The 2502-nt window shown below is 70.8% G+C and carries 2 protein-coding genes; both read left to right on the forward strand.

From position 1 onward, the window contains the following. Positions 1 to 110 precede the first annotated feature (110 nt). Positions 111 to 476 (forward strand): PadR family transcriptional regulator, encoded by a 366-nt coding sequence (locus GV007_RS16690; protein ID WP_160074613.1) that lies wholly within the window; start codon positions 111 to 113, stop codon positions 474 to 476. Beyond that, positions 473 to 1888 (forward strand): hypothetical protein, encoded by a 1416-nt coding sequence (locus GV007_RS16695; RefSeq protein ID WP_160074615.1) that lies wholly within the window; start codon positions 473 to 475, stop codon positions 1886 to 1888. Before GV007_RS16690 ends, GV007_RS16695 begins: the two co-directional genes overlap by 4 nt. Positions 1889 to 2502: the final 614 nt, after the last annotated feature.

Genomic DNA, 2502 nt, shown 5'->3' on the forward strand with positions numbered 1-2502 from the left:
CCGCGGGGGCGCGGAGAGCGGGGGCGCGGAGGCGAAGGCGAAGGCGAAGGCGAAGGCGAAGGCGAAGAGAGTTGTGGACCAATAGTCCAATGGCGGGTATATTCCGATACATGGCAACCATGACCGAGTCCACGTTCTGGATCCTCACCGCCCTCGCCGCCGGGCGTCAGCACGGCTACGCGATCATGCGCGACGTCGAGCGCCTCAGCGCCGGCGCCGCGAAGCTGCGCGCGACCACCCTCTACGCGGCCCTCGAGCGCCTCGAACGCGAGCAGCGCATCCAGAAGGCAGGCGACGAGATCGTGGATGGTCGCGCCCGCCGCTCCTACGAGCTCACCCCGCAAGGGCACCACGACCTGGTGGCGGAGACCGAGGCGCTGGCGACTCGCGCCCAGGTCGCCGCGACCGCGCTGAAGCGTGGCCCCTCGCCTGCCGTTCGCCCCTCCCCGGCTCTGCGACTCGGCCCCGCCTGGTGAGCGCACCCCTCAGTACCAGGTTCGAGCGCCTGCTTCGCTGGTATCCGCGGGCCTGGCGGGAGGAGAACGGCGACTACCTGCTCGCGGTGCTCCTCGAGGACGCCGTCGAGCATGGCAAGACGAAGCCGACGCTCGCGGACGCCTGGTCGATCCGCGTGCATGGCCTCGCCGCCCGGGCCACACCGAGGGCCACACTCGGTGTCGCGGTCGCAGCGCTGATCGTGAGCCTCATCCCGATGGCCACCATCTTCGTGAGCGCGCTCATGGAGCCGACCTGGCTGCGCCTCGGCATCGCCGGGGTCCAGGAGTTCTCCGGCCTGCTCCTGCTCTTCCTGACCGTCATGATGTTCGGCCGCCGCCACGGCGGCAAGCTCACCGCCCCTGCCGCAGTCTCGGCACTCGCGCTCTGGGTACTGCATGCCGCGGCCGCCGCGTGCGCGCGCCTGAGCTGGTCGATCGGATGGGAGGAAGCGGATGACAACCTGCTGCCGGGAGCGACGAGCACCTGGTTCGGAGACTCCACGTCGTTCTGGCTCGCGGTAGCCGGCGCGCTCGGAGTCGCTTCGCTGAGCGTCGTCTTCCGGGGCCTCCTGCGACGGAATGGTTCCGGCTTCGAGGCGTGGATCCTTGCCGGGATCATCTCCTCAGGCTGCCTCGTCGCCCTGTTCATCACCAGCATGATGCCGTCGATCATGCCGCTCGCAGCGGGAACCATGCTCGTCCTGAGCGTGATCGACGTGAGCAAGGAGACCGCAGGCGCCCGAAGGTCGCAGCTCGCTGCTCGCACAGTCAGACCCGTGCAGCGCCGACCCGCGCAGCGTCGGGCCCGCTTCGTGATCTTGCTGATCCTCGGGGTCCTGACCGCGCTGGCCGGCGCGTTCTGCGCCGCGCTGGCCATCGGCGGCAGCAGCTGGAGTCTGGCGTTCCGCGACTCGACACACGCTATGAACGTCGGGTTGGCCCTCGGCTGCCTCGTCGTGATTCCGCTCGCAGCCGTCGGAACGTGGATGCTCGCCCACCGGTTCGGAACGCGCTGGCTGGTCGGCGGCGCGTTCCTCGTGGCCGCGCTGCTGCTCGAGGCGGGCTCGCAGCTCGCGGGGGCAGGCCATCCGGCGCAGGAGCCGCTCTGGATGCTCGCAGCCCTCTGCATCGGCGCGGCCCCCACCATCCCGCTCATCGCGATGATCCCCGCATCGAAGCCCGTCAGCGCCATTCTCGCGGTCGGCGGGTCACTTGTGCTCGCCCTGACCGTGGGGCTCGGCGTGCCAGGTCTGCCGTTCATCGCGCCCCTCGCATCCGTCACCGTTGCGTGCTGGGCTGCGGTTCACGTCATCGTGGATGCGTGTCGCTCGCGAGCCGACGCTCGAACCCCGAGCGCCGGAGCCGGACTCCAGCTGGCCGAGTCGCCCTGAGCACGCGCGCGCATCAGCCGCTTCATCCGCGCGCGCATCCGCCCTGGTGTGTATCTCCGCAGCCCCGCGCGCATCCGACCCCTTGTATATCTCCGCAGCCCCGCGCGCATCCGACCCCTTGTATATCTCCGCAGCCCCGCCCCGGCGCGGGGCTGCCCGCGAAAAGGCCGCTTTCGCCGCGTGTTGCACGCCGCGACGGGGTCACAACGACTCATCTGATGGCGGATGGCGGATGGCGCGCGGGGCGCGACCGGGCGAGCGGCACTCACCCGCCCTACTCCCGCCCCGCGCGGGCCCCGAGTACGCGCGCCGCAGCCGCTTCATCCCCGCGCGCATCCACTTTCGCGCACCCCCACCCCAGCGGAGCTACCCACGAAAAGGTCACTTTCACCGCGTGTTGCACGCCGCCATGGGGTGAAAACGCCCCATCTGACGGCGGATGGGCGGATGGCGGGCGGGCGGCGCGCATCCGTCCCCGGTGCACCTCCGCGCCCTCCGCGCGCATCCACCCCAGCGCGGATTTACCCGCGAAAAGGCCGCTTTCGCCGCGTGTTGCACGCCGCGACGGGGTGAAAACGCCCCATCTGACGGCGGATGGCGGGCGGGCTCGGGAC

The organism is Pseudoclavibacter sp. 8L, from assembly GCF_902506465.1.
GTDB lineage: Bacteria > Actinomycetota > Actinomycetes > Actinomycetales > Microbacteriaceae > Pseudoclavibacter.